The following is a 23,668-nucleotide window of genomic DNA, read 5'->3' as shown; positions in this document are numbered from 1 at the left end:
TTGAATTACTGAGAGTAAAATCATTATGTCTGACAAGTTCACTAGTATTGAAGCCCAAGCAAGTTATGGCGTAGGTCGTCAGCTTGGCGAGCAGTTGGCTGCTAATTCATTTGAAGGTATCGATATCTCAGCTGTTCAGCTAGGTCTATCTGATGCTTTCGAAGGTAAAGAGAGCCAAGTCGCTATGCAAGATCTTCAAGTTGCATTTACAGAGATCAGTCAGCGTATTCAGAAAGTTCAAGAAGCGGCTGCAGAAGCTGCATCTGCTGAAGGCGAAACTTTCCTAGGGGAGAACGCTAAGCGTGACGGTATCGTGACTCTTGAGTCTGGCCTTCAATATGAGATTCTTAACGAAGGTCAAGGCGAAACGCCTAGTCAAGATTCGACGGTTCGTACTCATTATCACGGTACTTTCATCTCTGGTGATGTTTTCGATAGTTCAGTCGTACGTGATCAGCCTGCTGAATTCCCAGTCTCTGGCGTTATTGCTGGTTGGACTGAAGCACTACAACTTATGCCCGTCGGTTCAAAGTGGAAGCTTTATGTTCCTCATCACCTGGCATACGGTGAGCGCGGCGCAGGCGCTTCTATCCCGCCATACTCCGCATTGGTATTTGAAGTCGAATTACTCGACATTCTTTAATTCAGTATCAATCAAATGCCTAAGTTAACCCTTAGGCATTTTTTTAGAATAAGAATTGTCAGTTCCTCTTTTATGACTATAAAGAGGCAGGCTGCACGTTATATAATTTATCTAGATAGCATTAAAGGAAGTAGACGATGAGTGAACAAGTAAGAGTGGCTATTACAGGCGGCAGTGGTCGTATGGGGCGTACTCTTATTGAAGCTGCGCGAATTCAGCCTGCTATCTATTTAGGTGCTGCGATCGAAAGAGCTGGCTCTACCTTGATAGGCGTCGATGCCGGTGAGCTTGCTGGCGTGGGCTCGATGAACGTACCCATCACAGATTCACTGGATAAGGCCGTCGATGATTTCGATGTGTTGATTGATTTTACCTCCCCTGAAGCGAGTGTTGCTCATGCTGATTGGTGTGCCAGACATGGTAAAGCCATAGTGATTGGCACAACAGGTTTTAATGATGCTCAAAAAGAGTTGATCTCTGCTTCAGCAGCTAAGACTCCAGTCGTTATGGCGCCTAATATGGCTGTCGGAGTGAACTTGATGTGGAAATTGCTCGAGTTAGCGGCCGAAGTCATGGGTGATTACACTGATATAGAGATTATTGAAGGTCATCACAGATATAAGAAAGATGCTCCTTCAGGTACGGCACTCAAGATGGGCGAAGTGATTGCCGAGACTCTGGGTCGTGATCTTAAAAAATGTGCAGTGTATGGTCGTGAGGGTATAACCGGTGAGCGAGATCGCGAAACCATAGGCTTTTCTACCATACGTGCTGGGGATCTTGTTGGTGAGCATACTGCTATGTTTGCCGATATCGGTGAGAGACTGGAGATCACCCATAAGGCATCGAGTCGTATGACCTTTGCTAATGGTGCTATGAGAGCATCGGTATGGTTAGTCAATCAAGATGCCGGACTCTATGATATGCAGCAGGTATTAGGTCTCAAATAATTACTATTTTTTAAAACCGCCAATTAGGCGGTTTTTTTATACACGGAAGTATTTATCCCCGAACACCATGGATGGTGTATGAGGGGGTTTATACACGGAAGTATTTATCCCCGAACACCATGGTACCTGAAATGTTCCTGACATTTCTAGGCAATCCCTACATCCTTGTAGGTCATGGTGTATGAGGGGGTTTATACATGGAATTGTTTTTGTAAGAGTTATCCCCGGATACCAAGCTGGTGTCAGAAGGGGAGTTATGTATTATCAAAATGTGTTGATAATTTAAATTTTTAATATGTAGACAAGCTTAATAAACACGTATATAGTTGTCCGAATTTGTCAAAATTTCGTATTCTTGCGAAAGTTGGTATTTTAAAAACAAACAAAACATTATATTTCAGTGGCTTGGCTCTTTTATGGAGGTCGCGTTGACAAAGTCTGCCTTACTTGTACTCGAAGATGGAACTGTATTCTCTGGCACAGCAATTGGTGCCGATGGACATGCTGTTGGTGAAGTGGTTTTTAACACTTCAATGACTGGCTACCAAGAGATCCTTACAGATCCTTCTTATTCTCGCCAGATCGTAACTCTTACTTATCCTCATATTGGTAACACAGGTACCAATGATGAAGATACTGAATCTGATGCAGTCCATGCTCGTGGTCTGATCATCAGAGATCTTCCTCTTCTCGCCAGTAACTTTCGTAACCAGCAAGCTCTGAGTGAATATCTACAAGCTAACAATATTGTTGGTATCGCAGATATTGATACTCGAAAATTGACTCGTATTTTACGAGAAAAAGGTGCGCAAGCGGGCTGTATATTAGTCGGTGAGGATGATATTGCTAAGGCACTAGCCGAAGCGAAAGCGTTCCCTGGTTTAAAAGGCATGGATTTAGCCAAAGAAGTGACCACTGATAAAGCGTATCAATGGCGTAACGGTAGCTGGCGTTTAGTCGGTGGTCTACCCGAAGATAAGCCAGAATCAGAACTCAAATACAAGGTCGTTGCCTACGACTATGGGGTGAAGCGTAATATATTACGTATGCTGGTTGACCGTGGTTGTGATGTCACCGTAGTGCCTGCTCAGACACCAGCAGCTGAAGTGCTGGCGATGAAGCCCGATGGCGTATTTTTGTCTAATGGCCCAGGTGATCCAGAGCCATGTGATTATGCCATTGCAGCAATTCAAGAGATCCTCAAGACAGAGATCCCTGTTTTTGGTATCTGTCTCGGTCATCAGCTGTTGGCTCTCGCCTCCGGTGCTAAAACCCTTAAAATGAAGTTTGGTCATCATGGTGCCAATCACCCAGTGAGCAACCTTGAGCAAGGTAATGTGATGATCACCAGCCAAAACCACGGTTTTGCTGCTGATGAAGCAAGCTTACCAGCCAACATCAAGGTGACTCATAAGTCACTGTTTGATGGCTCATTGCAAGGTATACATTTGACAGACAAACCTGCATTTAGCTTTCAGGGACATCCTGAAGCGAGTCCAGGTCCACATGATGCAGCGCCTTTGTTCAATCACTTCATTGAACTTATCGAGCTATATCGTCAAAACGCCAAGTAGTCAGGAGAAGGTTTAAGCAATGCCAAAACGTACAGATATAAAAAGTATTCTTATTCTGGGTGCGGGTCCGATCGTTATCGGTCAGGCATGTGAGTTTGATTACTCCGGTGCCCAGGCGTGTAAGGCGCTACGTGAAGAAGGTTATCGAGTTATTCTTGTTAACTCTAACCCTGCCACGATCATGACAGATCCCGAGATGGCCGATGCAACATATATCGAGCCTATTCATTGGGAAGTTGTTCGTAACATTATCGCTAAAGAACGCCCCGATGCGATTCTACCTACTATGGGTGGCCAGACGGCGCTTAACTGTGCTCTGGAGCTGGAAAGCAAAGGCGTATTGAAAGAATTTAATGTCGATATGATCGGTGCTACTGCCGATGCTATCGATAAAGCCGAAGACCGTAGCCGTTTTGATAAGGCGATGAAGGCCATTGGTCTTGAGTGTCCACGTGCGGGCATCGCTCACACGATGGAAGAAGCTCATGCGGTTCAAGCTGAAGTTGGTTTTCCTTGTATTATTCGCCCATCGTTTACCATGGGCGGTAGTGGCGGTGGTATCGCTTATAACAGGGAGGAGTTCGTCGAGATCTGTACATTGGGTCTAGACCTTTCTCCGACCAGTGAGTTGCTAATCGATGAGTCTCTTATCGGTTGGAAAGAGTATGAGATGGAAGTGGTACGTGATCGCAACGATAACTGCATCATAGTCTGCGCTATCGAAAACTTCGACGCCATGGGTGTTCATACCGGTGACTCGATCACTGTGGCTCCTGCGCAGACTCTGACAGATAAAGAGTATCAGTTGATGCGTAATGCATCACTGGCGGTTCTGCGTGAGATTGGTGTCGAGACTGGTGGTTCTAACGTACAGTTCGGTATCAATCCAAAAGATGGACGTATGGTTATTATCGAGATGAACCCACGTGTTTCTCGATCTTCGGCATTAGCGTCTAAGGCAACAGGTTTCCCTATTGCGAAAATTGCAGCAAAACTTGCTGTAGGTTTCACTCTCGATGAGCTTAAAAACGATATTACTGGTGGTAATACACCCGCTTCGTTCGAGCCAGCTATCGATTATGTGGTTACCAAGATGCCGCGCTTCAACTTCGAAAAGTTTGCCGGTGCAAATGACCGTCTAACGACTCAGATGAAGTCGGTTGGTGAAGTGATGTCCATTGGCCGTACGTTCCAGGAATCACTGCAAAAGGCCTTACGTGGTCTGGAAGTTGGTAAGAATGGTCTAGATCCCATTATCGATATCGAAGACGCCGATGCGATGCAGCGAATTCGCCATGAACTCAAAGAACCTGGCGCAGACAGAATTTGGTATATTGCCGATGCCTTCCGTGCCGGCCTCTCTCTCGATGATATCTTCGAGCTGACTAATGTTGATCCTTGGTTCCTGGTACAGATACAAGATCTGATTAATTTTGAGACTCAGGTTAAAGACACTGGCATGTCGGGCCTGAATGAGGTCTTCTTGCGCCAACTTAAGCGTAAAGGCTTCTCCGATTTACGTCTGTCAGATTTGCTTGGTGTCAGTGAGTCAGAACTTCGCAAACTGCGTCATAAGCATGGGATTTATCCTGTCTATAAGCGCGTCGATACTTGCGCCGCCGAGTTCTCAACGGACACCGCTTACATGTACTCTACCTATGAGGAAGAGTGTGAGGCGAACCCATCAGATCGTGACAAGATCATGATCTTAGGCGGCGGACCTAACAGAATTGGCCAGGGGATCGAGTTCGATTATTGTTGTGTTCATGCGGCTCTCGCATTACGTGAAGACGGTTATGAGACCATCATGGTCAACTGTAACCCTGAGACTGTATCAACTGATTACGATACGTCCGACAGACTCTATTTCGAATCTGTAACTCTGGAAGATGTGCTGGAGATTGTTCGCATCGAGAAGCCTAAGGGCGTTATCGTGCAATATGGTGGTCAAACACCGCTTAAGTTAGCTCGTGAGCTCGAAGCAGCCGGTGTACCTATTATAGGTACAAGCCCTGATGCGATTGACCGCGCCGAAGACAGAGAGCGTTTCCAGCAGGCGATTCAGCGTCTGGAGATGAAGCAGCCTGAAAATGATACCGTGACTACAGTGGAAAGTGCCATTATCTCGGCTGAGCGTATCGGTTATCCGTTAGTTGTACGTCCGTCTTATGTACTCGGTGGTCGTGCGATGGAAATCGTCTATGATGAGCAAGACCTGCGTCGCTATTTTAATGAAGCTGTGAGCGTGTCAAACTCATCTCCTGTCTTGCTTGACCGTTTCTTAGATAATGCCATTGAGATCGATATCGATGCTATCTGTGATGGTGAGACTGTGGTTATCGGCTCTATCATGGAGCATATCGAGCAAGCCGGCGTACACTCAGGTGACTCAGGTTGTTCATTGCCTCCCTATAGTCTTAGTGAAGATGTGCAGAACCGCATGCGTGAACAGGTTGGCAAGTTGGCCATGGAGCTTGGGGTTATTGGCTTGATGAATGTACAGTTTGCCGTGAAGGATGATGAGATCTATATGATCGAAGTTAACCCTCGCGCCGCACGTACAGTGCCATTTGTGTCTAAGGCGACCGGTGTACCTTTAGCTAAGATAGCCGCCCGTGTTATGGCGGGTCAAAGCCTCAAGTCGCAAAATTTTACCGAGGAAGTGATTCCACCTTTCTTCTCGGTGAAAGAGGTCGTGTTGCCGTTTAACAAGTTCCCGGGTGTCGATCCTTTGCTTGGCCCTGAGATGCGTTCTACCGGTGAAGTGATGGGCATAGGTGATACTTTCGCCGAAGCGTACGCCAAAGCGCAACTTGGTGCCACGGCTGCCGTGCCTAAATCCGGTCGTGCCTTGCTATCGGTTCGTAACAGCGATAAGCAAAGAGTTGCAGATCTGGCTTCGAACCTTATTGCTCTGGGATATGAAATCGATGCTACCCATGGTACAGCAATTATCTTAGGCGAGGCGGGGATTAATCCACGTCTGGTCAACAAGGTACATGAAGGGCGTCCGCATATTCTTGACCGTATCAAGAATGGTGAATATACCTATATCGTTAACACTACCGAAGGGCGTCAAGCGATTGAAGATTCTCGCCAGCTTAGACGTGGTGCATTGCGATACAAGGTGGATTACACCACGACTCTGAATGCTGCTTTTGCGACATGTATGGCACATGCTGCCGATGACAGAAGTACTGTGACTTCGATACAAGAGTTGCATAAACGCATCAAGTAAGATTCGATGTTTAAGATGAAAGGCCGCATTCGCGGCCTTTTTTATTGATTAAAAATCGTAAACCCGCACTTTTCAGCGAGTTTTTTCATTTCTACTAAACTTTAAAGACTAATCTAGTTTAGGTGGAAAACGGCTCATGAAAATCTCCAGCAAAATCGTGTTGGCTTCGGTGTTGTTATCAGGGATTGGTATTTTTACAGCAGGATCGCTGGTTGGCTGGAAGTCTTCTTCTATTGCATCGGTTGCATTAGAGAAGCGGGCGTTTGAGCAACTTGTTGCTATTCGAGAAATTCAAAAGTCTCAAGTCGAAAGATATTTCTCAACGATTGAGAAAGAGATGATCACCCTGTCTAACGGTGAGATGGTTAGCGATGTGATGCTTCATCTGCCTCAAGAGTTTTTTGATTATGCTCAGCAGAGTAGCATGAGAGACGACTCAGCCTTGAAGCGTTATTACACCAATGAATTCGATGAGGAATACCGTAATCAGAATCCATCGGCCATGGGCAGCGCAACCAGTAAACTCTCGATGCTAAATCGAAATACTAAAGCCATTCAACATGCTTATATAAGTGGTAACTCTCATCCTTTAGGCAGTAAAAATGCATTAGAGTTTGCTAATGATGGGACTTCCTATAGTAAGACTCATAAAAAGTATCATCCACATTTTAATCAATATCTCGAAGCATTTGGATTTTATGATATTTTCCTCGTCGAGCCTGAATCTGGTTTCGTGGTTTATTCGGTATTTAAAGAGCTAGATTATGGGACATCGCTATTAGATGGCCCTTATAAAGATACTGGGCTTGCCGAAGCATTTAGGATGGCCAATCAAACCACAGATAGGAATGCAACATTCTTGGTTGATTTCAAGCCCTACTTTCCATCCTATGAAGCCGCAGCAGCATTTATTTCTTCCCCTGTATTCTCAGATGACGGGGAAAAGTTGGGCGTGTTAGTGTTTCAGATGCCAATCGATGAGATTAATAGTTTAATGACCTATGAGCAGGAGTGGGGCAAGGTTGGGCTGGGGACTTCGGGAGAAACTTATCTGGTGGGGGATGATCACTTGCTTCGTAGTCAGAATCGATTCTTACATGATGATAAGGAAGGCTATATTAAGGCGCTCAGAGCTTCGGGTATGAACGCTAGTGTGGTGGACAAGATTGAGGCCAGTGGCTCGGCTATCGGTTATCAAACGGTCGATAGTGAGGGGGCTCGACTGGCATTATCTGGTCAGTCTGGAATTAAAACCATCATGGATTATCGTAATGTAGAGGTGTTGTCAGCATTCGCGCCATTGGAAATTCCTGGGGTTAAATGGGCCATATTGAGTGAGATAGATGTCACCGAGGCGATGCAGGACAAAAAGGATATGCTCTCGGCTATTTGGTTGACTATCAGTGTCATCATGTTGATCTTAATTCCTATTACTCTTATTGCAGGCTTTATGGTTGGTCGAGGAATATCTAATCCAATCAATGATTTCATTGCTCAGGTCAATCGAGTCACTCAGAATAAAGACCTCACCACCAGGATAGATTACCAAGGTAAAGACGAGCTGTTTTCTTTGGCTAGCTCATTCAATCAGCTGCTTCAGGAGTTACAGAGTATTCTTAATAGTGTCGAGGAGTTGGCGGCGACTCTACTGCAATCCACGAGCAAGATGATGTCTGACATTCAGGAAACTACTGACCAAACCATGCAGCAATCCAACAGTGCTGACAGTGTGGCAGTGGCGACGAATCAGTTGTTAGCGACAATCCAGGAGGTGGCACGTAATGCTGCTGGCGCCGCCGACTCTGTGCGTGAAACTAATGATAAATGTTTGGAAAGTACCCAAGGAGCTGAGCGTCTGGAGCATGATATGGAGGAGTTAAATGCACAAATGGCTTCGGCGTCACAATCCATCGAGAAATTGGCTCAGGAAAGTGAATCTATTGGCTCGGTACTCGATGTGATTCAAGCCATCGCTGAACAGACTAATTTATTAGCACTCAATGCGGCTATCGAAGCGGCCAGGGCCGGTGAGCAGGGAAGGGGGTTTGCGGTTGTTGCCGATGAAGTGAGGACATTAGCATCTCGAACTCAGCAATCTACCGAAGATATTCGAGAAAAGATTAACTCACTGCAACATGAAACTGAAATAACCGTCAAAATGGTGACCTCGTCTAACGAGATGGCCAATGCGAGTATCGGTACCTGTGAAGAAAACAGGAAAATATTGTCCGAAGTCGTGGTGCTTGTCTCTCAGCTCAGTGATATGAATATGCAGATTGCAACGGCCTCCGAACAGCAGAGTGCTGTAGTTGGTGATATCAATCAGAATATTACAGAGATTGCCGATACTTCCCAGAGAATATCGACCAAGGCAGAACTGAGTAAGGATGATGTGGAAAAACTGAGTGGGTTAGTGACTGACTTAGAAGAGAAAATGAGTGAGTTTAAGCTTTAGTTGAGACAAGTGATGAACTAAAAAAGAGGCCTGTTCAGGCCTCTTTTTTGCTTACCAATATCGGTCATAGGTCTATGTCATAGGTATAAGAAACAATAACCTTATAATCGTCATCTATCTCATCTTCGCTGACCTGACTAACTAAGAAGCTAAAGCCACTCTTGCTTATGCTGACGTTGTAGTCTTGATAATCTAGACCATCATCGAAGTCATAACTACCGAAGTGTAGCCCGAGTTCGGCGTCGCCAAGGATCTCAAATGCTACGTTGGCTTCGAAATAAATATCGTCACCAAAGTCCGATGACCAGTCAGAATGGGCGGTGGTAGAAATACCTATTGAGAGTACGCTCCAGCCGATTGAGCCATAAACCTCACCGAAGTTAAGGTCATCGCCATCGGGATAGCCGTAATAGACATAGCCAAAATCATAGTTGAACTCACCAAATTCATTACCAAAGCCTAGATAGAGATCTACCTCAGTGGTGGCATCATCATCTTCACCAAAATCGACGTTAGATGCCCAGGTGCCGATATAGATACCTGATTCCATCGCGTAATCTATTCCGCCAGATACGGCAGGTTTATCATCGGTCTGAGTAACACCTCGCCATATGTAATTATTAGTGACGCTTATATTGGCCGACAAGCCTTCTGTGGCTAATGTCGGGGGGGCTAATGTGAGTGTGCAGCACAATGCGACTGCATATCCAATGTAATGTTTCATATTCATTCCCTATTTGTCATTATTGCTTATTGTTGTTAATAAGCTTAACCCTACTTCATCAGTTGAGCTGGGGTGAAAAAGTGAGTTGATTATCTTTGAAAGCTAAGTACAAGCTGGGTAGATCAATTGAAGTGTAGTGCAGTTTTAACTTATTGCTAATTAACGAGTATTATAATTGCACCAAGATGGTGAGACATCTTTCAGTGAAATTAATCCTTTTATTTTAAGAAGCTTAGGCACTCATCTGCCATATATTGCAATCATGCAGATCTTTGCAAGCTTGGGACTTTGGCTGTACCAAATGTTTAAGTGAGAAAGTGGGATAGCATCTGAGCGGATGAACGTATAGAATAAGCTTATTCCCGAGATACTTTACTTTATTGGCCAAGCATGTGCCGATAGAGACTGCTTTTGTTTTAAGGAGACGAAAGAGGATTATGAATAAGGTTCCTATGACGGTTGTCGGCGCCGAGCAGCTGCGAGACGAGTTAACACATCTGAAATTTGAGCAGCGCCCCAGTATTACTCAGGCGATCGGTACTGCCAGAGAGCTTGGCGATCTTAAAGAGAATGCTGAGTATCATGCTGCGCGCGAAGAGCAAGGTATTTGTGAAGCTCGAATTCGTGATATCGAAGGTAAACTGTCTAATGTGCAGATCATCGATGTGACAAAGATGGAAAATACCGGGCGTATTATTTTCGGTACTACTGTTACTGTTCTAAATATCGATACCGAAGAAGAAGCGACTTACCGGATCGTGGGTGAAGATGAGGCGAATATCAAAGAGAATTTAATCTCTGTGACTTCACCTATCGCACGTGGTTTGATTGGTAAGAATCTTGATGATGAAGTGAATATTCAAACTCCCGGTGGTATCACCGAGTATGAAATAATCGCAGTAGAGTATATCTAAGCAGATCTTATACCTAGCCATTCATTGTTAATGATGGAATACCCTTGTGTAATACTGCTAGATGTAAAAAGCCGCTAATAGCGGCTTTTTTATTGGCTAATTTTGTTGTCGTTTAATACCAAATTCATTAGATATCTGATTTGTTTATTCTCCTTTAAGCCAGTAGATGTTTAATTGTTAATTTGTTTTTTCAGTTTTTTTGGTTAGAATCAAAAAATTGAATATTATGGGGCTAAATGTGTCGGGACTTTTTCGTGTAGGGCTAATGCTTATCTTGCTGGGGGGAATATTTCTCTCTGGTACGAATGCGTATGCTTCTGAGTATATGAAAAAGGATAACCATATTCAGTCGATTCAAAGCGTGTGTCTGGATTCAAGTGCTGTGGATGCACTTAAAACGATCTCTTGGGTGTCGATGAACCCTCACGTTGGGCATCAAGATACACCAAGCACTCACACAGGGCTTGAACATCATGACCCAAGTGAGCAAGAGTTTGTTCCTCTTATTTCGATGCGCCTGTTAAGTTTTTCTCAACACGATCTACATCAGGTAAGGCCAAGCTATCTGTTGGCCTATGAGTTTGTTTCACCTCCAAGTCCCTCTTTCTCCATCGGGTATCGAATAGACTTTACCCAGACGCTTGATTGGTCACTTCATGCTAATGAAAAGCCTTCCAAGCTTTCGGGCTGGAAGGAATCAAATCTGCTTTACCGCTTTTCTCAGCAAAAATCCGTTAGCTAACCAGATATCCGCTGGCATCAAACGATTGCTGGCTACATCTCTTTCTCAAGAAACACCTACTATTTACCATCATTTTGGGCTGTGCGTCCTAGGGTGAATTATACCTATCGGTATGACTGGTGAATCTTGATAGAGAGCGGAATACTCGTTAGAAAGCAGGGTGCCTTCTGGGCAAATTACGCTATGAAAAAACAAACTAGCAAAAAAATACTCAATCACAACTCTCCATGGAAATATGGGGTGTTAATCGTCACTATTATCGTCATGCTATTGAGTGCGCTGCCGTCTCTGTTCGGTGAAGATGCGGCTATTGAGGTGAGTGATAAGGCTGGTTTATCAGTTTCCTTGATAGATCTGCATAAGCAATTTGAGCAGGCCGGAATTGATACTAAACGTATCGAACAGGCCGGTGGCCAAACACTCATAGTACTCGCTGAGCAAGCTCAACAAACCCAAGCAAAGCAACTGCTGGCTAAATTGGTGGCTAAACCGGAACATCTCACTCTGGCACTCGCTCCGGCGGCGCCGTCCTGGTTGCTCAGTCTTGGAGCTGAACCCATAAAATTGGGTTTAGATCTGAGAGGCGGCGTGCAGTTTTTGTTGGATGTGGATATGAAGCCTGTGTACAGGGTTCATGGTGAAAGCTTGGTCGATTCAATCAGACTGTTTTCCCGTGAACATAAGTTGATGGGCACTAATGTAAGACAGGAGGATGATACTAGTATCATCTTAGTCTTGGCTAACTCGGAAAACGCTAGTCAATATCAACAATTTATCCGTAGCCAACATCCTAGCTGGCAAATAAAACAGAAGGGGGATGGCGTCTTGACGGTCAGTTTAAAGGAAACTGAAAAAGCCCTGCTGCGGGATCTCACCGTTAAACAAAATTTACAGATCATGCGCAGTCGCATATCTCAACTTGGGATAACCGAGGCCTTAGTACAGCGCCAGGGAGAGCATCGAATTCGTATTGAACTACCTGGCGTTCAAGACCCCGCCGCAGCTAAAAATGTCATAGGTGCAACTGCCAGCCTGGCTTTTTATGAAGTAAAAAAACCAGGTTCTGTTAACGCGAAAATCTTGCGGGATGACTCCCAGACCCCAGTGTATGTATCTCGCAAACCTGTGTTGGGAGGTGAGCATATTGTCGATGCCAGAGCTGGTATCGGTGAGATGGGGGGCGCAGAAGTGAATATCAGCTTAGATAGCGCCGGCGGTAAACTGATGTCTAATTTCTCCAGAGACAACATAGGTCAGCCCATGGCCACGTCTTATAGTGAATACAGCCGGAATACTCAAGGTGAGGTTACCCAGCAGACGCGAGTGATCAGTGTTGCCACTATACAGAGCCAATTAGGCAATCGTTTCAGTATTACTGGGGCCGGAGATTACCAAGAAGCTCAGCAGCTGGCATTGCTATTACGTGCGGGATCGATGACGGCCCCAGTCACAATAGTCGAAGAGAGAACCATAGGTCCAAGTCTTGGCGCCGAGAATATCGTCAATGGTTTTGCAGCGTTAGCCTTAGGCATGGCGATGACCTTGCTGTTTATGGGCTTCTGGTATCGTCGTTTGGGCTGGGTGGCCAATGTGGCGCTTATTGCTAACATGGTGATTCTATTTGGGCTGCTGGCCCTGATCCCTGGAGCTGTATTGACCTTGCCTGGTATCGCTGGCCTAGTGCTGACTGTTGGCATGGCAGTGGATACCAATGTGCTTATTTTCGAGAGAATAAAAGATAATCTGAAGCTGGGAAGAGATTTCGCCCACGCCATAGATAGGGGCTTTGATAGCGCTTTTGGCACCATTTTAGATGCTAATTTCACCACCATGATCACCGCAGTTGTGCTCTATTCGATCGGAAATGGTCCGATCCAGGGCTTTGCCTTGACACTGGGTCTGGGACTATTAACGAGTATGTTTACCGGCATTTTTGCCTCTCGTGCCCTTATAAACTGGGCATATGGACGTAACTTTAACCGTGATGTGAGGGTGTAATGATGAGTTTATTTAATTTTAAGTTGGTTAACACCAAGTTTACCGAAATGAAAACGTTAACTAAATTACGTTATGTCAGTAGTCTGATATCACTTAGCTTAATGGTATTGTCCCTGTCTGTGATTGCGGTTAAGGGATTCAATTGGGGGTTGGATTTCACTGGCGGAGTCGTTACCGAGGTGAAACTTGATAGCAAGGTGACCAGTAAAGATATATCTGGTTTATTGAGCTTAGCGTCGGAGCAGGAGGTGAGTGTTATCTCTGCAGGAGAGCCTGGACGTTGGGTACTAAGATATAGTCTGCCATCGGCTCAGAATGATGTCAGTCACCAGGCAATAGATATCGATCAACTGTTAAAGCCCCTCAATAGTGACATAGAGGTACTCAACAGCAGCATAGTCGGACCGCAGATTGGCCAGGAGTTGGCAGAGCAAGGTGGCTTGGCCTTATTAGTTGCCATGTTATGTATCATGGCTTATCTGAGCTACCGATTCGAGTGGCGTCTGGCCAGTGGTTCCTTGCTCGCTTTGTTTCATGATGTGATTTTCGTGCTGGCTTTCTTTTCCCTTACTCAGACGGAGTTTAACCTGACCGTACTGGCAGCGGTACTAGCCATATTAGGCTATTCACTCAATGATTCGATTATCATAGCAGACAGGATCAGAGAGGGATTGCGAACGGAATCTGGCTTGCCCATAGCGGAAATTAATGACAGGGCTGTGAGGGCGACGTTTTCCCGCACTATGGTGACTAGTGGTACCACCTTGCTGACCGTCATCGCGCTATGGGTGATGGGAGGTGGGCCGTTGGAAAGTTTTTCTATCGCTATGTTCATTGGTATTTTGACCGGAACCTGGTCGTCGATATCTGTGGGAACCTGCTTACCTGAGTTGTTCAAACTGAACTCGGAGCACTATCGTCTCGTGCCCATTTCCGACACGCCATAAATATCAGTTGGTTGTAAAATAGGCATAAAAAAAACGGAGTCAAGTATCAGCTTGACTCCGTTTTTTGATAGGAGGGTGCTTACTTTGCCTTAGGAACGGCTATTTTCATCTCTTCAGACTGACGGAAAAGTACTAGTACGTGACCGATAAGCTGTACTTTAACGGCTTGAGTCTCACGAACGATGGCGTCAACAATTGCATTTTTTAACTCTCTGTCGCCCGAGGCAACTTTCACCTTGATCAGTTCGTGGTGAGTGAGTGCATTATCAATTTCCGCCAGTACACCTTCAGTCAGACCATTGGAACCAAGCATCACTACAGGCTTCAAATCATGCGCTAAACCTTTCAAGTGCTGTTTTTGTTTGGTTGTTAAGTTCATTTATACCAACTTTATGCTGAGTTACTGTTGAAAAACCGCTATTCTACCCTTATATACACTTTATGTAACTCTCATTTGTTGCGGATGTTGAATGTCAGGTAAAAAAAGAACTGCGAGTTCCTCCCGTTGGATGCAGGAACATTTTGATGATCACTATGTCAAATTAGCTCAAAAAAGGGGATTGCGCTCACGCGCCGCGTTTAAATTAGAGGAGATCCAGGAGAAAGATAAATTGATTCGTCCTGGTATGACAGTGGTGGATTTAGGGGCTGCTCCTGGTGGTTGGTCTCAAGTCGCTGTGAAACTGGCAGGAGACAGTGGTAAGGTTATTGCTTGCGATATTTTATCGATGGATCCCATCGTTGGTGTTGATTTTCTTCAGGGAGATTTTAGGGAAGAAAAGGTACTCGATGCCTTGCTTACCCGAGTCGGAGATGGGAAAGTGGATGTGGTCTTGTCTGACATGGCACCGAACATGAGTGGTTCTGGTGGTGTCGATCAGCCTAGGGCCATGTATCTGGTGGAATTAGCTTTAGATATGTGTCATCAAGTTATGGCCCCAAATGGCTGTTTCGCAGTCAAAGTCTTTCAGGGGGAGGGCTTTGAAGAGTACATGAAGTCGGTGAGAGCCGCATTTAAAACGGTTAAAACACGTAAGCCAGATTCTTCGCGAGCACGCTCGCGAGAAGTCTATCTTGTGGCGACAGGGTACAAGTTGTAGTACCCTAGCGTCAGTTATCGCAAGACTGTATGAGGTCTAGTAATTTTGAGTGATATGGCAAAAAATTTAATTCTCTGGGTAGTCATCGCTGTTGTGCTGATGTCTGTATTTCAGGGCTATTCCCCCTCTTCTACCACCGCGTCGAAGATGGATTATTCCGCTTTTTTAGATGATGTTCGTAGTGGTCAGATAAACACGGTCGAAATCAAGAGCGATCAACGTACGATAGAAGGAACTAAACGTACTGGAGAAAAGTTCACTACTATCATGCCTATGTATGATCAGGACTTGATTAACGATCTCGATCGTAAAGGCGTGAGCATGAAAGGGCAAGAAGCCGAAGAATCAGGGTTCCTGACTCAGATCTTCATTTCCTGGTTCCCAATGCTATTGCTTATTGGTGTATGGATATTCTTCATGCGTCAGATGCAGGGCGGGGGTGGAAAAGGCGCCATGTCGTTTGGTAAGAGTAAAGCCAAATTGATGAGTGAAGATCAGATAAAGACAACTTTTGGTGATGTTGCTGGTTGTGACGAAGCAAAAGAAGACGTCAAAGAGCTGGTTGATTACCTCAAAGAACCTACTAAGTTCCAGAAGTTAGGTGGGCGTATACCCACAGGTATACTTCTCGTCGGTCCTCCAGGTACGGGTAAAACCTTGCTGGCTAAGGCTATCGCCGGTGAAGCAAAAGTGCCTTTCTTTACCATCTCAGGTTCAGATTTTGTCGAGATGTTTGTCGGTGTCGGTGCTTCCCGAGTACGTGACATGTTCGAGCAAGCCAAGAAGTCTGCTCCTTGTATCATTTTCATTGATGAGATTGATGCCGTAGGCCGTCAACGCGGCGCAGGTGTTGGTGGTGGTCACGATGAGCGTGAGCAGACATTGAACCAGATGCTAGTGGAGATGGATGGCTTTGAAGGTAATGAAGGCGTTATCGTTATTGCCGCGACTAACCGTCCCGATGTACTCGATGCTGCATTGCTACGTCCTGGTCGTTTCGACCGTCAGGTCGTGGTTGGTCTTCCAGATGTCCGTGGTCGTGAGCAGATACTTAAAGTGCATATGCGTAAAGTACCTCTGGCCGACGATGTTAAGGCGAGTGTTATCGCTCGTGGTACTCCAGGTTTCTCTGGTGCAGATCTCGCTAACTTGGTCAATGAGGCAGCCTTATTTGCCGCTCGCGGTAGTCGCCGCATCGTTGGAATGGAAGAGTTTGAGAGTGCAAAAGATAAGATCATGATGGGTGCTGAACGCCGTACCATGGTGATGTCGGAAGAAGATAAAGAGATGACGGCTTATCATGAAGCTGGACATGCCATTGTTGGCTGTCTTGTGCCTGAGCATGATCCTGTGCATAAGGTAACAATTATTCCTCGTGGCCGTGCCTTAGGTGTGACTTTCTTCTTGCCTGAAGCTGATGCAATCAGTCAGAGTCGACGTAAGCTAGAGAGTCAAATCTCAGTTGCTTATGGTGGACGTCTTGCAGAAGAGATTATTTACGGTAGTGAGCGAGTGTCGACTGGTGCTTCTCAGGACATTAAGTATGCCACATCGATTGCCCGAAACATGGTGACTCAGTGGGGCTTCTCAGAGAAGCTTGGTCCTGTGCTTTATGCTGAAGATGAAAATGAAGTTTTCTTAGGACGTAGCATGGGCAAGACTCAGCACATGTCCGATGAAACTGCTAGTCTGATCGATGCCGAAGTGAAAACGCTTATCGATAATAACTTTAATCGTGCCAAGACATATCTAGATGACAATATGGATATTCTTCATGCGATGAAAGATGCATTGATGAAATATGAAACCATAGATGCAAACATGATCGAAGACTTGATGGAACGTCGTGAAGTTCGTGCTCCAGCAGAGTGGAATATGGATGATAATGGTTCTAGCAACGATGACATGGGTGGGAATTCAGAAAAAGCTGAGGAGGCTAAGTCCTCTGAGAGTGAAGTGAAAGCCGAATCTGAAGCAACACCGGATATCAAAGATGCTGATGAGTCTACAGTTAAGTAGCTATCACTATTGATTAAAGAGAACCCCGTAATGGGGTTTTCTTGTTTTTGGTGTTTGTAGTTTTTCTTGAGTCTTATAACACACAAGTCATATGTGTTTAATGGAGTTTATGTGTTTCAAATTGAAAGCGGCGAACACGCATTAGCCTTAGATAAAACCTTGGTCATGGGGATTTTAAATGTCACGCCTGATTCATTTTCTGATGGCGGTGACTTTTCCTCTTTTGAATTAGCCTGTCGCCAAGCGGATGCCATGGTTTCACAGGGCGCCAAGATCATTGATATAGGCGGTGAATCTACTCGTCCAGGGGCTGCTGAGGTCGGTTTGGATGAAGAGCTAAACAGGGTACTGCCCTTAGTCGAGTATGTCGCTAAGAATCATGACGTTTGGATCTCCATAGATACCAGTAAACCAGAGGTCATGGAGCAAGCGGTTAAAGCTGGTGCACACTTAATAAATGATGTTCGAGCCCTACAGGCACCAGGCGCCCTAGAGGCCGTGGCCGAGCTTAATGTCCCCGTTTGTTTAATGCATATGCAGGGACAACCAGACACCATGCAAGATGCTCCCGATTATCGAGATATCGTTGAAGATGTCATCGACTTCTTTGAGCAAAGAATCGATGCATGCATTAAGGCGGGAATTGAACGCCACCAAATATTATTGGATCCCGGTTTTGGGTTTGGTAAAACCTTATCCCATAACTATGAGTTACTTAATCGGTTAGATGCGTTTAAGGCGCTAGAGTTACCATTGCTGATCGGCTTGTCAAGAAAATCGATGCTGGGTAATCTGCTTAATCGCGAGCCTAAAGAGCGATTAGCTGGCAGTCTGGCTGGCGGCTTGATAGCGGCTCAGAGAGGCGCCAATATTTTAAGAGTACATGATGTGGCGGAGACATTAGATTGCCTACAAGTGTTACAAGCCACTAATCATTACCAAGGCTTGATTTGACTCTAAGCGACTTTGGTTAATCTGATTAGAGCTCTCTCTTTTCATCATCATTCAGCCTGAGTCAGCAAATGGACTGTAAACTAGAACAAATTTCATCCTGGAAAAGGGATGACAAACGGGGTAGTAAAGTGAAAAAGTTTTTTGGAACAGATGGAATTCGTGGCAAGGTCGGCGCTGGAAAAATGACACCTGAATTGGCATTGAAACTCGGGTGGGCTGCAGGTCGAGTGCTGTCTAGAAGTGGTACTAATAAAGTCATTATAGGTAAAGATACACGTATCTCAGGATATTTGTTCGAATCTGCAATGGAGGCCGGTTTATCGGCGGCAGGATTGAATGTGATGTTGATGGGGCCGATGCCAACGCCTGCGGTTGCTTATTTAACTCGGACTTTTAGAGCCGAAGCTGGGGTGGTTATTAGCGCATCCCATAACCCTTACTATGATAATGGCATCAAGTTTTTCTCCACAGATGGCAGTAAACTCGGTGATGAGATAGAGCTAGAGATTGAACGTGAACTAGAGAAACCTTTGGTCTGCGTCGAGTCTCATCTGTTAGGAAAAGTCTCCCGTATTGATGATGCTCCTGGTCGCTATATCGAATATTGTAAAGGTAATTTTCCTGCCGATCAGACACTTCATGGTTTAAAAATTGTGGTGGATTGTGCCAATGGCGCTACCTATCATATTGCGCCTAATGTCTTTCGTGAATTAGGTGCCGATGTTATAGCCATAGGTGATAAACCTGATGGCTTGAACATTAACCATGAAGTCGGCGCTACTTCTATGGCAAAAATTCGTGAAACTGTGATATCCGAAGGGGCCGATCTTGGTATTGCCTTAGATGGTGACGGCGACCGTATCATGATGGTTAATAGCCATGGACGAGTCATAGATGGTGATGAAATACTCTATATCTTGGCATGCGATGCTAAATTCAGAGGCGTGCTTCACGGCGGGGTGGTCGGTACCTTGATGTCTAATCTTGGGCTCGAACTGGCGTTAAGTGAACTGGATATACCCTTCCTCCGCTCTAAAGTGGGTGATCGTTACGTAATGGAGCTCCTGAAAGAGAATGATTGGCGCATTGGTGGTGAGAATTCAGGCCATATCTTGAACTTAGATCATGGCACCACAGGCGATGGTATTGTCGCGGGGATATTGGTTCTTGCGGCGATGAGAAGACGTAATGCAACCCTTGAAGAGCTAACAGAGAATATCAAGATGCTACCTCAAGTCTTAGTTAATGTTCGTTTTGAAGGCGATCATAACCCGTTAGAGTCAGACGAAGTGCTCGAGGCTAAATTAGAGGTTGAGACTAAATTGGGTGAGCGCGGCAGAGTTTTATTGAGGAAATCGGGCACCGAACCCTTAATTCGAGTCATGGTAGAAGGTGATATTGAAGCCGATGTGCTCATGCATGCAAACTTTATAGCCGATAAAGTCAGAAATTTAGTTTAGGTTACTGCTAAATAGTAGAGGTGACATCCATGATGGTCACCCCTATGTAGTGCTATTTATACTCACAACGATGAATAATTAGCTTGGGGCGGCGGAAAAAGCAACGCTCTGACCATTAATCTAAAAAATTAGCGATTTAGCTATTGTAAGTTAAGAAGTGGTTCGCTATTATTCACGCCGCTTTCAGAGGAGATGGTAATGGCATTAAGACGTCCGATGGTTGCTGGTAACTGGAAAATGAATGGCAGTGCTCAACTTGCACAAGAGCTTTTCACTAAATTTGCTACCAAGCTTCAAGATGATTCAGCTGAAGTGGTTTTGTGTCCACCGAGCATTTATCTCGAAAGCGTACGACAACAGCTAGACATGAACAAAGAAGCCTTAAACGGTTGTTTAGTCAGAATGGGCGCACAAAACCTGAGTCAACATGACTTCGGTGCTTATACTGGTGAAGTGTCTGGGCAGATGTTGAAAGATTCAGGATGTCGATATGTCATTATCGGCCATTCCGAGCGTCGCCGTATGTACGGAGAGACGAGTGATATAGTGGCAGAGAAATTTGCTGCGGCTCAAAAGCATGGTTTGACTCCGATATTATGTGTCGGTGAGTCTGGTCCAGCTAGAGAAGCGAGAAGAACTTTTGAAGTTATCGCCGAAGAGCTTGATATAGTCATTGAAAAAAATGGCACCATGGCTTTTGATAATGCAATTATCGCTTACGAACCATTATGGGCCGTAGGGACAGGTAAGAGTGCTACGCCAGAACAGGCGCAAGAAGTTCATGCGTTTATACGCAAGCGTCTGTCTGAAGTGTCTCCATTTATTGGAGAAAATATCAGGATTTTGTACGGTGGTAGCGTAACACCGAGTAATGCAGCAGATCTTTTTGCTCAACCTGATGTAGATGGTGGATTGATTGGCGGCGTGAGCTTAAATTCAACCGAGTTTTTAAGTTTATGTTCCATAGCGATGAGCGCATAATATGTATGAAGTTCTAATGGTTGTTTACTTGTTGGTTGCGATTGGTCTAGTTGGACTGATTTTGATTCAGCAGGGTAAAGGTGCTGACATGGGAGCCTCTTTTGGCGCCGGTGCTTCAGCTACTCTATTTGGGTCGTCTGGTGCGGGTAACTTTTTAACTCGTTCTACAGCTGTCTTAGCGATTGGTTTCTTCGCTCTTAGTTTGATTATTGGTAATTTAAGTGCCAATCATACTAAGTCAGAAGATGCATGGAATGACTTAAGTAATGGTGCAGCACAAGTAGTTGACCAAGTTACTGAAGAAGTTCAAAAGACTGAAGTGACGGAAGATAAAATTCCTGATTAAGACAATCTTTGACTAATCTCAACTAGTCAAATAAATGTAGATTGTCGATGCAAGAGTTACTTACGGATTTGAGATTCGTTATCCTGACTAGGATATAAAATATAGGTTAGTCACATGCGGATGTGGTGGTGTCTTGATAATAGTTAGACACGCCAGTTTGTGATGAACATCTAAACCTAGATGTAAAACGGTTAGTCACATGCGGATGTGGTGGAATTGGTAGACACGCCAGCTTGAGGGGCTGGTGAGCGCAAGCTCGTGGGGGTTCAAGTCCCCCCATCCGCACCAACTTTTGATTTCTTTTTGAAGTCGAGAGTAATAAAGCGAGAGCTTATTCGCTTTATTATTGCAAGTAGTGAGATAACTCAATATACTTGCAGCAGTTGACGCGGGGTGGAGCAGTTTGGTAGCTCGTCGGGCTCATAACCCGAAGGTCATCGGTTCAAATCCGGTCCCCGCAACCAGCTTCCCAATATCAGGCTAAACTAGTCTAATATTGGTTACAGGTTTTAAACTCAACGACCTCGTTATTACGGGGTTTTTTGTTATCTGTAACTTATAAAATGCTGCTTTTGCAGTGTTGTACCGGGGCTATTTAGCCCTTTTTTGTTTTTCGGGGGGTAACCTTGGCTACTATAGAAAAAAAACTGGAAGAGATGCTCAAATCTCCAGTTGAAGCATTGGGGCATAGACTTTGGGGCTTGGAGTATATCCAAGCGGGCAAGCATTCAACACTTAGAGTGTATATCGATAATGATAAGGGTATTTTTATCGAAGATTGCGCCGAAACCAGTCGCCAGATAAGTGCTGTGCTCGATGTTGAGGATCCTATTTCAACCGAATATACATTAGAAGTTTCTTCTCCCGGTGTAGATAGACCCCTGTTCAGTGCTGAGCAGTATGCAAGCTACATCGATGAGACTGTAAAAATTCAACTGACTATGCCTGTTGCGGGTAGTCGTAATTTAAAGGGTACCGTTATTGGGGTTGAGGGGCAGACGCTCACGCTTTCTGTAGATGGTAACGAACTGATTATTGCCTTGGATAATATCCGTAGAGGCAACCTAATCGCTAAGTTTTGATGGATTCAAAAATCAACGAGGCAAGAGGATGAATAAAGAGATTCTGCTAGTCGCTGAGGCGGTTTCAAATGAGAAAGGTGTTCCTCGCGAGAAGATCTTCGAAGCGTTGGAAATAGCTTTAGCCACAGCAACAAAAAAGAAGCACGAAGGTGAGATCGAAGTTCGTGTTGAAATCGATCGTAAGACAGGTGGTTATGAAACTTTCCGCCGTTGGCAAGTTGTCGAAGATACAGGTGAGCCACTGGAGAACCCTTATAGTGAAATAACACTAGAAGCGGCTCAGTTTGAGGACCCTGAAATCCAACTTGGTGATTTTGTCGAAGATGATATCGAGTCTGTCACGTTCGATCGTATCACGACGCAGACCGCTAAGCAGGTTATCGTGCAGAAAGTACGTGAAGCTGAGCGTGCTCAAGTCGTTGAACAGTTTCAAGACCGTGAAGGTGAGTTGATCACTGGTGTCGTGAAGAAGAGTAACCGCGAGAGTGTGGTTGTCGATCTTGGTGGTAATGCCGACGCAGTACTGTTCAAAGAAGATCTTATTTCACGTGAAAACTTCCGTCCAGGTGACCGTATTCGTGCCTTACTCTTCTCGGTTCGCCCAGAAGCTCGCGGCGCGCAATTGTTCTTGACTCGCACTAAGCCGGATATGCTTATCGAACTTTTTCGTGTCGAAGTACCGGAAATTGCCGATGAGATGATTGAAATCATGGGTGCTGCTCGTGATCCAGGCTCTCGAGCTAAGATTGCTGTTAAGTCAAATGACCGTAGAATCGATCCAATCGGTGCCTGTGTAGGTATGCGTGGTGCTCGAGTTCAAGCGGTATCAAACGAGCTTAATGGTGAACGTGTAGATATCGTGCTTTGGGATGACAATCCTGCACAGTTTGTGATCAACGCAATGGCGCCAGCGGAAGTGGCTTCAATTGTCGTTGACGAAGATTCCAATTCCATGGATATCGCAGTAGAAGCTGACAACTTAGCTCAGGCCATTGGTCGTAATGGCCAGAACGTGCGTTTAGCTACTCAACTTTCTGGTTGGGAGTTGAATGTTATGACTGTGGAAGATCTACAGGTAAAACATCAGGCTGAAAGTGCTAAAGTTGTGAGCCTATTCGTCGCATCATTAGATGTAGATGAAGATTTTGCTCAGATACTTGCAGATGAAGGATTCACTTCATTGGAAGAGGTTGCCTATGTACCGGCTGCCGAACTGATGGAAATCGATGGTTTCGATGAAGATACCGTCGAAGCATTGAGAGAACGTGCCAAAGCGGCAATCTCGACTCGCGCATTGGCAACAGAAGAAGCACTGGACGGTGCAGAACCAAGTGAAGATCTTCTTGCACTGGAAGGGCTGGAAAAACATCTGGCTTTCGTTTTTGCAAGCAAAGGTGTTATCACACTTGAAGATTTAGCCGAACAAGGCATTGATGACTTGATCGATATTGAAGAATTGACAGAAGAAAAGGCTGGTGAGCTCATCATGGCAGCCCGCAATATCTGTTGGTTTGGCGACGAAGAATAACTCGCTCAACAGA

19 protein-coding genes and 2 tRNA genes are annotated in these 23,668 nt (G+C 45.1%); 19 read left to right on the top strand and 2 right to left on the bottom strand.

The genetic code is table 11. The annotated features are described in order from the left end of the window. The first annotated feature begins 25 nt into the window (after positions 1-25). The 5 genes from sps_RS21045 (at position 26) to sps_RS21025 (ending at position 8,860) form a co-directional block, all read left to right on the top strand. A complete protein-coding gene (locus sps_RS21045) occupies positions 26-643 on the top strand; it encodes an FKBP-type peptidyl-prolyl cis-trans isomerase (RefSeq protein WP_077754291.1) in 618 nt (205 codons plus the stop codon). A gap of 137 nt (positions 644-780) precedes the next feature. Next, complete coding sequence (dapB, locus tag sps_RS21040) at positions 781-1,593, top strand: 4-hydroxy-tetrahydrodipicolinate reductase (RefSeq protein ID WP_077754290.1); 813 nt, start codon at positions 781-783, stop codon at positions 1,591-1,593. Positions 1,594-2,009: 416 nt separating this feature from the next. Further along, a complete protein-coding gene (gene carA, locus sps_RS21035; protein WP_149027327.1) occupies positions 2,010-3,167 on the top strand; it encodes a glutamine-hydrolyzing carbamoyl-phosphate synthase small subunit in 1,158 nt (385 codons plus the stop codon). Positions 3,168-3,186: 19 nt separating this feature from the next. Beyond that, complete coding sequence (gene carB / locus sps_RS21030; RefSeq protein ID WP_077754289.1) at positions 3,187-6,405, top strand: carbamoyl-phosphate synthase large subunit; 3,219 nt, start codon at positions 3,187-3,189, stop codon at positions 6,403-6,405. A 136-nt stretch (positions 6,406-6,541) separates the two neighbouring features. Beyond that, on the top strand, positions 6,542-8,860 hold the full coding sequence (locus sps_RS21025) for a methyl-accepting chemotaxis protein (RefSeq protein ID WP_077754288.1): 2,319 nt from the start codon (positions 6,542-6,544) through the stop codon (positions 8,858-8,860). 64 nt (positions 8,861-8,924) lie between these two features. On the opposite strand, the gene sps_RS21020 is transcribed toward sps_RS21025, so the two are convergent. Next, positions 8,925-9,584, bottom strand: a complete 660-nt coding sequence (locus sps_RS21020) for a TorF family putative porin (RefSeq protein ID WP_237157899.1) — start codon at positions 9,582-9,584, stop codon at positions 8,925-8,927. Positions 9,585-10,021: 437 nt separating this feature from the next. Here sps_RS21020 and greA point away from each other — a divergent pair, with 437 nt between their 5' ends. From greA to secF, 4 genes are all read left to right on the top strand, one after another. Further along, entirely contained in the window at positions 10,022-10,498 is a 477-nt protein-coding gene (gene greA, locus sps_RS21015; RefSeq protein WP_077754286.1) for a transcription elongation factor GreA, read from the top strand. Between the two features lie 238 nt (positions 10,499-10,736). Further along, positions 10,737-11,240 (top strand): hypothetical protein, encoded by a 504-nt coding sequence (locus sps_RS21010; protein WP_149027326.1) that lies wholly within the window; start codon positions 10,737-10,739, stop codon positions 11,238-11,240. A gap of 183 nt (positions 11,241-11,423) precedes the next feature. Beyond that, positions 11,424-13,238: a protein translocase subunit SecD gene (gene secD, locus sps_RS21005; protein WP_077754284.1), complete on the top strand. Its 1,815-nt coding sequence runs from the start codon at positions 11,424-11,426 to the stop codon at positions 13,236-13,238. Then, positions 13,238-14,185, top strand: coding sequence for a protein translocase subunit SecF (gene secF / locus sps_RS21000; protein WP_418346680.1), 948 nt, complete (start codon positions 13,238-13,240; stop codon positions 14,183-14,185). The genes secD and secF overlap by 1 nt, the downstream gene beginning before the upstream one ends. Before the next feature lie 79 nt (positions 14,186-14,264). Here the strand turns inward: secF and yhbY are convergent, their stop codons facing one another. Further along, positions 14,265-14,564, bottom strand: coding sequence for a ribosome assembly RNA-binding protein YhbY (yhbY, locus tag sps_RS20995; RefSeq protein WP_077754283.1), 300 nt, complete (start codon positions 14,562-14,564; stop codon positions 14,265-14,267). 91 nt (positions 14,565-14,655) lie between these two features. Between yhbY and rlmE the strand changes: the two genes are divergently transcribed. The 10 genes from rlmE to nusA all read left to right on the top strand — a co-directional run bounded on the left by rlmE (position 14,656) and on the right by nusA (position 23,655). Continuing rightward, positions 14,656-15,285 (top strand): 23S rRNA (uridine(2552)-2'-O)-methyltransferase RlmE, encoded by a 630-nt coding sequence (rlmE, locus tag sps_RS20990; protein ID WP_077754282.1) that lies wholly within the window; start codon positions 14,656-14,658, stop codon positions 15,283-15,285. A 45-nt stretch (positions 15,286-15,330) separates the two neighbouring features. After that, the gene (ftsH, locus tag sps_RS20985) at positions 15,331-17,304 is read left to right on the top strand and encodes an ATP-dependent zinc metalloprotease FtsH (protein WP_149027325.1); all 1,974 of its coding nucleotides are present in this window, start codon (positions 15,331-15,333) and stop codon (positions 17,302-17,304) included. Positions 17,305-17,469: 165 nt separating this feature from the next. Continuing rightward, positions 17,470-18,258: a dihydropteroate synthase gene (gene folP / locus sps_RS20980; RefSeq protein ID WP_418346773.1), complete on the top strand. Its 789-nt coding sequence runs from the start codon at positions 17,470-17,472 to the stop codon at positions 18,256-18,258. 68 nt (positions 18,259-18,326) lie between these two features. Next, positions 18,327-19,718 (top strand): phosphoglucosamine mutase, encoded by a 1,392-nt coding sequence (glmM, locus tag sps_RS20975; protein WP_418346679.1) that lies wholly within the window; start codon positions 18,327-18,329, stop codon positions 19,716-19,718. Between the two features lie 198 nt (positions 19,719-19,916). Further along, positions 19,917-20,699 carry a triose-phosphate isomerase gene (gene tpiA, locus sps_RS20970; RefSeq protein ID WP_077754278.1) on the top strand — a complete coding sequence of 261 codons (783 nt, stop codon included), beginning with the start codon at positions 19,917-19,919 and terminating at the stop codon, positions 20,697-20,699. A 1-nt stretch (position 20,700) separates the two neighbouring features. After that, positions 20,701-21,045, top strand: a complete 345-nt coding sequence (gene secG / locus sps_RS20965) for a preprotein translocase subunit SecG (RefSeq protein WP_077754277.1) — start codon at positions 20,701-20,703, stop codon at positions 21,043-21,045. A gap of 201 nt (positions 21,046-21,246) precedes the next feature. Then, a tRNA-Leu gene (locus tag sps_RS20960) sits at positions 21,247-21,333 on the top strand. 99 nt (positions 21,334-21,432) lie between these two features. Further along, a tRNA-Met gene (locus sps_RS20955) sits at positions 21,433-21,509 on the top strand. Between the two features lie 162 nt (positions 21,510-21,671). Then, positions 21,672-22,127 carry a ribosome maturation factor RimP gene (rimP, locus tag sps_RS20950; protein WP_077754276.1) on the top strand — a complete coding sequence of 152 codons (456 nt, stop codon included), beginning with the start codon at positions 21,672-21,674 and terminating at the stop codon, positions 22,125-22,127. A 28-nt stretch (positions 22,128-22,155) separates the two neighbouring features. Then, positions 22,156-23,655: a transcription termination factor NusA gene (gene nusA / locus sps_RS20945; RefSeq protein WP_077754275.1), complete on the top strand. Its 1,500-nt coding sequence runs from the start codon at positions 22,156-22,158 to the stop codon at positions 23,653-23,655. Positions 23,656-23,668 lie beyond the last annotated feature (13 nt).

Source organism: Shewanella psychrophila (assembly GCF_002005305.1).
Taxonomy (GTDB): domain Bacteria; phylum Pseudomonadota; class Gammaproteobacteria; order Enterobacterales; family Shewanellaceae; genus Shewanella; species Shewanella psychrophila.
Note: the sequence above shows the minus strand (reverse complement) of the source record. Positions and strands in the feature narration are given on the sequence as shown.